General features: G+C 71.5%; 7 protein-coding genes. 4 read left to right on the top strand and 3 right to left on the bottom strand.

All coding sequences use genetic code 11. The features are described 5' to 3' along the window. Positions 1-108: 108 nt before the first annotated feature. Positions 109-1,161 carry a glycosyltransferase family 2 protein gene (locus ACGFZW_RS37375; protein WP_393897797.1) on the bottom strand — a complete coding sequence of 351 codons (1,053 nt, stop codon included), beginning with the start codon at positions 1,159-1,161 and terminating at the stop codon, positions 109-111. 388 nt (positions 1,162-1,549) lie between these two features. Here ACGFZW_RS37375 and ACGFZW_RS37370 point away from each other — a divergent pair, with 388 nt between their 5' ends. The 3 genes from ACGFZW_RS37370 to ACGFZW_RS37360 are packed head-to-tail and all read left to right on the top strand — an operon-like array spanning position 1,550 to position 4,031. Further along, the gene (locus tag ACGFZW_RS37370) at positions 1,550-2,914 is read left to right on the top strand and encodes an LCP family protein (protein ID WP_393897796.1); all 1,365 of its coding nucleotides are present in this window, start codon (positions 1,550-1,552) and stop codon (positions 2,912-2,914) included. After that, positions 2,911-3,420, top strand: coding sequence for a hypothetical protein (locus ACGFZW_RS37365; RefSeq protein WP_393897795.1), 510 nt, complete (start codon positions 2,911-2,913; stop codon positions 3,418-3,420). The genes ACGFZW_RS37370 and ACGFZW_RS37365 overlap by 4 nt, the downstream gene beginning before the upstream one ends. A gap of 29 nt (positions 3,421-3,449) precedes the next feature. After that, positions 3,450-4,031: a VanZ family protein gene (locus ACGFZW_RS37360; RefSeq protein WP_393897794.1), complete on the top strand. Its 582-nt coding sequence runs from the start codon at positions 3,450-3,452 to the stop codon at positions 4,029-4,031. Here ACGFZW_RS37360 and ACGFZW_RS37355 read toward each other — a convergent pair. Beyond that, positions 3,982-4,536, bottom strand: a complete 555-nt coding sequence (locus ACGFZW_RS37355) for an acyl-CoA thioesterase (RefSeq protein WP_393897793.1) — start codon at positions 4,534-4,536, stop codon at positions 3,982-3,984. The two genes, ACGFZW_RS37360 and ACGFZW_RS37355, sit on opposite strands and share 50 nt — an antisense overlap. A gap of 239 nt (positions 4,537-4,775) precedes the next feature. Between ACGFZW_RS37355 and ACGFZW_RS37350 the strand changes: the two genes are divergently transcribed. Next, the gene (locus tag ACGFZW_RS37350) at positions 4,776-6,062 is read left to right on the top strand and encodes an LCP family protein (protein ID WP_393897792.1); all 1,287 of its coding nucleotides are present in this window, start codon (positions 4,776-4,778) and stop codon (positions 6,060-6,062) included. 84 nt (positions 6,063-6,146) lie between these two features. Here ACGFZW_RS37350 and ACGFZW_RS37345 read toward each other — a convergent pair. Beyond that, a partial coding sequence (locus tag ACGFZW_RS37345) for an acyl-CoA dehydrogenase family protein (protein WP_393897791.1) occupies positions 6,147-6,608 on the bottom strand: 462 nt, incomplete at its 5' end.

The following is a 6,608-nucleotide window of genomic DNA, read 5'->3' as shown; positions in this document are numbered from 1 at the left end:
GTTTTGTGTGCTGAAGCCCCTGAACCTGTAGTGGGTGGGGGGGGGGGGGGGGCCGGCGGGGGGGGGGGGGGGCCCCCCGCCCCCCCCCCGCCCCTTCGTTGAGCGTTCCTACCGCTGCTGATCGCCCTGCGTCACGGTCTCCTCGACCGGCGCCTGCACGGCCTCGCGGCGGCTTGCGATCACCTTGCGGGCGAGCGCCCGCGGGCTGGTCAGGAAGCCGAAGCCCCACGTCATGTGCATGGTTGCCAGGGCGACGGGGATCTGGGCGCGGGCCTTCAGGGAGAGTCCCTTGCCGGCCGGTACCGAGCCCGCGACGATGGCCGCGAGGTAGCCGCCCGGGACGACGAAGCCCCACGGGGTGAGTGCCGCGCCGACGACCACGCCCGCGGCAATCGCGCACACCGCGGTCGGCGGCGCGAGATAGCGCAGGTTGATCGAGCCGGAGTGGTAGCGGGCCACGACGTGGCGCCACTTGCCGTAGTCCTTGTACTGCTTGGCCAGCGCCTTGATGCTCGGGCGCGGCCGGTACTGCACCTTCAGCTCGGGCGAGAACCAGACCCGCCCGCCGGCCTCACGGATCCGGAAGTTCAGCTCCCAGTCCTGGGCGCGGATGAACTCCTCGTTGTAGCCGCCCTGTTGCTCCAGCGCGTCCCGCCGGAACACGCCGAGGTAGACGGTCTCCGTCTCGCCGGCCTCGCCACCGGTGTGGAAGGCGGCGTTGCCCACGCCGATCCTGGAGGTCATGGCGGCGGCCACCGCCTCCTCCCAGGCGTTCTCCCCCTCGGCGTGCATGATGCCGCCGACGTTCTGCGCGCCGGTCTCCTCCAGGAGGCGTACGGCGGTGGCGATGTAGTTCGCCGACAGCATGCCGTGGCCGTCGACGCGCACCACGATCGGATGCCGGGATGCCTTGATCGCGGCGTTGAGGGCGGCGGGGGTGCGGCCGGTCGGATTCGGCACGGTGTGCACCCTGGGGTCCTCCGCGACGAGCTCGGCGGCGATCTCGTCCGTGCGGTCCGTGGACGGACCGAGGGCGATCACCACCTCCATCTCGCCGGCGTACTCCTGCTGCAGGATGTGCCGGATCGCATTGCGGAGGTGACGTTCCTCATTGAGCACCGGCATGATCACGGAGACGGCCGGGGGCTGCTGCTGAGACATGGATCCTCGGGGGGACGGCCCGCGGCGGAGCCGCCATCGAGCGGCAGCGCTCGCCGGGAGACTGCGATATCGCGCCTCACGTTACCGCGAACGGGCGACACCGGCGGACGGCAGCCGGGTGGCCGGGGGCCCGGCGCCCGGCGTGTGATGCTTTGCAGGAGATCATATCGGCTTACTGTGTACCGGCCGGCTTCGTCCCGACCCGTACCGAATTGCCGCGCCCCCGCCGGCCGCCGCCCCCACCCGCCCCGCCGCGGAGGTGTCCACCGTGACCGCCCCGTCCCGCTCCCCTCACCCCGCGCAGCCCGGCTCCCCCCGCACCGTCCCGCGCCGGTCAGCGGGGCGCCGGCGCCCGCCGCGGCGCCGGTGGGGACTGCGGATCTGCGCCATGGCCTCCATGCTGCTGCTGGTCGCGAGCGGTGTGGGGCACGCCATGGTCACCGGCGTCGAGAAGGGGATCGGCCGGGTGGACGCCTTCAAGGGCATGAACAACCGGCCCCCGACGAGCACCGGCGGCCTGAACTTCCTGATCGTCGGCACGGACGGCCGCGACAAGCTCTCCAAGGCACAGAAGCGGCAGTACCACCTGGGCGGTGCGCCCTGCCACTGCACCGACACGCTGATGCTGGTGCACCTCTCCGCGGACCGGAACCGCGCCAGCGTCATCAGCCTGCCGCGCGACTCCTACGCCGTGGTGCCCGACCACCAGGACGCCACCGGCAAGCGGCGCCCCCGGCACGCGGTGAAACTGAACGCGGCGTACGCGGAAGGCGGCGCGAACCTCACGGTGCGGACCGTCGAGCACATGACGGGTGTGCACATCGACCACTATCTGGAGGTCGACTTCACCAGCTTCATGCGGAGCGTGGACTCGGTCGGCGGCGTGGAGATCTGCACGGTGCGGCCGCTGAAGGACAGCTACACGGGCCTGGACCTGCCGGTCGGCAGGAGCCGGCTCAACGGCGGCCAGGCGCTCCAGTACGTGCGCTCGCGGCACATCGACGGCTCCGCGGACCTCGGCAGGATGCGGCGCCAGCAGCGCTTCCTCGCCGCCCTCATCCACCAGACCACGTCCTCCGGGGTGCTGATGAACCCGATCCGCTTCAAGGAGGTCGCCGACACGATGCTGGAATCGGTCCGCGCCGACGGGAGCTTCGACGCCAACGACATGGTCGATCTCGGGCAGGCGATGCGCGGCTTCACCGCCTCCTCGTCGGAGTTCACCTCCGTGCCGCTGCGCAGCGTGAGCCTGAAGGTGCCGGGGCTGGGCGAGACCGTCCAGTGGGATCCGGTGAGGTCCAGGAAGCTCTTCCAGGCGATCCGCGACGACCGGCCGATCGCGGTGCGCGCGGCGGCCAAGCCGCCGAAGTCACGCGCCAAGGCCGTGGAGGTCCCGCCGGCGCAGATCCGGGTGCACGTCAACAACGGCACATCGAGGACCGGCCTGGGCAGCGCCGTCGACGGAGCGCTGCGCTCCACCGGCTTCGCCACCACCGGGGCTCCGGGCAACGGCACCGGCGGCACGCTCGCGCGCACCCTCATCACCTACGACCCGCGGTGGGACCGCTCGGCCCGCTCGCTGGCCGCGGCGCTGCCCGGCGCGGAGCTGCGTCCGGTGACGAACCAGGGCGCGGTGATGCAGGTGACGGTGGGCGGGGACTTCAGGGCGGTGCAGCAGGTACGGGCGGAGGCGGCCCAGCAGAACTCCGGGAGCTTCTCCGCGATCACCGGCGACGAGGCGGTGTGCCCATGACCGTGCCCGCACCCCGCTGCACCGCGAGCCGGCCCACGGCTGACCGGCCACCCGTCCCGGCCCGCGCCCGCCGGACCGCGGTCGCCGTCGCGGCGCTGTGCCTGGTCGCGGCCACCGCCGCCGCGGCGCCACCGGCACCCGACGCACCGACCGGCTGCGGCGACCTGATGCGCGGTCAGCTGTGCCTGCGCGGCCCGGTGGGCACCGACGGGACGTACCGCACGACCTACCGGCGGACCGGGGCCGCCGAGCCGAGGAACCCACGGGTGGCCGGCTCTCCCGCCGGGTCCGCCCCGCTCGCCTCCGGTGCCGAGATCACCGTGCGGCTGGGCTTCCAGCGCAAGAACCCGAAGATCACCGCGTTTCCCGGCTGGTTCGGCAGCCGGCGGACGCTGCACGGCGCCGCCGCCCTGAGCGGCCGCGTCCGGATGCTGCCCGACGAGTGCATCCGGGGCGTCATGGAGGACGAGGACCGGGTCTTCGTCACCAAGTGGAGCTGCGGTTGAAGCCGGGGATGTCCTGAAGGGGGCACATCGTGTGGCAGGTCGTACTGGGCATCACCCCCACCACCGTCGCGCTGTTCCTCGCCGCGGCACTGGCGCTGGCGTGGGCCCTGGCCCTGTGGTCCGCGCGCGCTCCCGGGAGCGAAGGGCCACGCCTGGCGGCCGGCGTCCTGCTGGCGGGCTGGCTGCTGCTGGTCCTGGTGGTGACGCTCTCCCCCACTCAGCCGATCGGCTCCACCGACGCGACGGTGTGGTGGAAGCCCGGCGAGGGGCTGCTCGATCCGGGCGCCCAGTTGGAGCCGGAGGAGCTGGCGATGCTGATGAGGCAGCAGATCGCCAATGCCGCGCTCTTCCTGCCGGGGCCGCTCCTGCTGCGCTTCGCGGTGCCGCGCTGGACGGCGGCAGCGGCGTTCTTGCTGGGGGTGGGCCTGTGCGTGGCCATCGAGGGGGCGCAGCTGGCGATGCGGGCCGGGGGGATCGCCGATATCGACGATGTGCTGTGCGCGGCGACCGGCACGGTCACCGGCGCGGGGCTGGCGTTGCTGGCGCGACTGGCGGTGACGGTTACACGTCGTCGAGCCCTTCCGCGGCGCGTCGCTCGCGCAGCTCCATGATCGCGCGCCGCCGTGCCAGCCGGTGCGTACGGCGGATCTGCGCCTCCTGGTAGCGCCGCTTGTCCCGCTCGGTCTCGGGGATCACCGGCGGCACCCGGCGGGGCTTGCCCTGCTCGTCGACGGCGGCGAAGACGAGATAGGCGGAGCCGACCTGCTGGGCCGGGGTGGACTCGTTCCAGCGCTCGGCCAGGACGCGTACGCCGACCTCCATCGAGGACCGGCCGGTCCAGTTGACCTGGGCCTTCACATGGACCAGGTCGCCGACGCGGACCGGTTCCAGGAAGGCCATCTCGTCCATGGAGGCGGTCACAGCGGGTCCGCCGCTGTGCCGTCCGGCCACCGCGCCCGCCGCGTCGTCGACCAGTTTCATGATCACGCCACCGTGCACGGTCCCGAGGAGGTTGGTGTCGCCGGCGGTCATGATGTGCGACAGCGTGGTGCGGGAGACGGCGGTGAGCTTGCCCACAAGCTCGCCCTCCGCGCTGTTGGTGACGAGGTCGGTCATGGGCCCAGCCTAAGCCGGGGCCGTCCCCGGCCGCCCGGCGCCACCCGTGGCGAATGCCCTCACCCGCTCCCGAAACCATCCGGAATGGATGGTTCCAGCCGCCCCGCCGGAATGGTCATGTCCCCGTGCGGTATGCGGCGGTAGCGGCGCCGTCACTTTGCATCAGCTCTGCAACAGCCCTGGCCCGATCCGGCACCCGCCCTATTTCCCCGGCACCCGCGGCAGGCACACTTCCCCCTATGAATGAGTGGCCCAATGGGTGGTCCGGCGACCAGAACGGCAACCGGTACGGACGTGGCAGCAGCAGCCACGAGCCGGAGGGTGCGCGCGCCATGCCGCGGGTGCGGCGCGACGCCGCCCCCGGCCACCCCCGGCGCGAGCCGCCGCTGCCGCCGGACATGTCCCCGCGCCGGGGCAGCGTGCCGCCGCAGCAGTCCCAGGGCTACGACGACTTCGACAGCGGCTACAACACCGGCCAGGTCTACGGCGGCGGTGGCGGTGGCGGTGGCGGTGGCTACGACGGCGACGGCCGCGGCGGCCGGCCCCGGCCCGCGTGGGGCCGCCGCATCAAGGTGACCGTGCTCACCCTGATCGCGGTGCTCCTGATCACCTCGGTCGCCACGTACTTCTGGGCGGACGGCAAGGTGCGCCGCGAGGTGGACCTGAGCAAGGTCATCGACCGGCCGGAGACGGGCGACGGCACGAACTACCTGATCGTCGGCTCGGACAGCCGCGAGGGCATGTCCGCCGAGGAGAAGAAGAAGCTGCACACCGGCTCCGCCGAGGGCAAGCGCACCGACTCGATGATGATCCTGCACGACGGGAGCAACGGCCCCACGCTGATATCCCTGCCGCGTGACTCGGACGTCGAGATTCCCTCGTTCGTCGGCTCCGACTCCGGCAAGAAGTACTCGGGCACCGGGCGGCACACCAAGCTCAACGCCGCGTACGCCGAGGACGGCCCCGAACTGCTGGTGCGCACCGTCGAGTTCAACACCAAGCTGCACATCGACCACTACGTCGAGATCGGCTTCGCGGGCTTCGCCAACATCGTGGACGCCATCGGCGGCGTCGAGATGAGCATCCCCAAGGCCTTCAAGGACAAGAACTCGGGCGCCGACTTCCCTGCGGGCAAGCAGACGCTCAACGGCCAGCAAGCGCTCGCCTTCGTCCGCACCCGGCACGCCTTCGCCGGCAGCGACCTGGACCGCACCAAGAACCAGCAGAAGTTCCTGGCCGCCCTGGCGAGCCAGACCGCGACGCCCGGCACGATCCTCAACCCGTTCAAGCTCTACCCGACGATGGGTGCCGGCCTGGACACGCTCATCACCGACAAGGACATGAGCCTGTTCAACCTGGGCCAGATGTTCTTCGCGATGAAGGGCGTCACGGGCGGCGAGGGCAAGTCGATGAACATGCCGATCTCCGGCAGCACCGGCGGCAACCTGCTGTGGGACAAGGCCAAGCTCCAGCAGCTCGTCCAGCAGCTCAACAACGACGAGAAGGTCACGGTCAGCAGCGACTAGCGGCGACCGGCCGAAGCGCAGGACACAGACGGAAAGGGCCCGGACCGCGCCTGCGGTCCGGGCCCTCTGTGTCTTCCTCCGTGGCTACGGCAGGTTGCGTGCCATGACGATGCGCTGGACCTGGTTGGTGCCCTCGTAGATCTGCGTGATCTTTGCGTCGCGCATCATCCGCTCGACGGGGTAGTCACGGGTGTAGCCGTATCCGCCGAGCAGCTGGACGGCGTCGGTGGTGATCTCCATGGCCGCGTCCGAGGCGTAGCACTTGGCTGCGGCGCCGAAGAACGTCAGGTCCTCGTCCTTGCCACCGGCCGAGATGCGCTCGGACTTGGCGGCCGCGGCGTAGGTGAGCTGGCGGGCTGCCTCCAGCTTCATGGCCATGTCGGCGAGCATGAACTGCACGCCCTGGAAGTCGCCGATCGGCTTGCCGAACTGCTTGCGCTCCTGGACATAACCCTTGGCGTAGTCCAGGGCGCCCTGCGCGATGCCCAGCGCCTGGGCCGCGATGGTGATGCGGGTGTGGTCCAGGGTCTTCATCGCGGTGGCGAA

The organism is Streptomyces sp. NPDC048248, from assembly GCF_043201875.1.
Lineage (GTDB): Bacteria > Actinomycetota > Actinomycetes > Streptomycetales > Streptomycetaceae > Streptomyces.
The sequence above is the reverse complement of the archived record's forward strand: the minus strand, read 5'-3'. Positions and strand labels throughout refer to the sequence as shown.